Genomic DNA, 875 nt, shown 5'->3' with positions numbered 1-875 from the left:
TCAGCGTCCGTGGCGAAGGTACCGTCCAAATCCTGGCTCAGCGTGCCACCGGCATCCGTTACCGTGATCGAGGTGCCCGTAAGGCCAACGGCGGTGTTGTACTCGTTGGTGGGGTCCGCATCCGCATCGTCCGTGTTCAGCGCGGCAAGTTCAGCGTCCGTGGCGAAGGTACCGTCCAAATCCTGGCTCAGCGTGCCACCGGCATCCGTTACCGTGATCGAGGTGCCCGTAAGGCCAACGGCAGTGTTGTACTCATTGGTGGGGTCCGCATCCGCATCGTCCGTGTTCAGCGCAGCGAGCTCAGCGTCCGTGGCGAAGGTACCGTCCAAATCCTGGCTCAGCGTGCCACCGGCATCCGTGACCGTAATGGAGGTGCCCGTAAGGCCAACGGCGGTGTTGTACTCGTTGGTCGGGTCCGCATCCGCATCGTCCGTGTTCAGCGCGGCAAGTTCAGCATCCGTGGCGAAGGTACCGTCAAGGTCCTGGCTCAGCGTGCCACCGGCATCCGTTACCGTGATCGAGGTGCCCGTAAGGCCAACGGCAGTGTTGTACTCATTGGTGGGGTCCGCATCCGCATCGTCCGTGTTCAGCGCAGCGAGCTCAGCGTCCGTGGCGAAGGTACCGTCCAAATCCTGGCTCAGCGTGCCACCGGCATCCGTTACCGTGATCGAGGTGCCCGTCAGGCCAACGGCAGTGTTGTACTCGTTGGTCGGGTCAGCGTCCGCATCATCGGTGTTCAGCGCGGCAAGTTCAGCGTCCGTGGCGAAGGTACCGTCAAGGTCCTGGCTCAGCGTGCCACCGGCATCCGTGACCGTGATCGAGGTGCCCGTAAGGCCAACGGCGGTGTTGTATTCGTTGGTCGGATCGGCATCCGC

1 protein-coding gene is annotated in these 875 nt (G+C 63.1%); it reads right to left on the bottom strand.

The features are described from left to right. Positions 1 to 875, bottom strand: an 875-nt coding sequence (locus DX873_RS19010) for a hypothetical protein (protein WP_198412984.1), incomplete at both ends; no start/stop codon positions are given.

It is taken from the genome of Flagellimonas nanhaiensis, from assembly GCF_003382275.1.
In the GTDB taxonomy this organism is placed as follows: domain Bacteria; phylum Bacteroidota; class Bacteroidia; order Flavobacteriales; family Flavobacteriaceae; genus Flagellimonas; species Flagellimonas nanhaiensis.
This window is presented reverse-complemented; position numbering and strand designations above follow the sequence as displayed.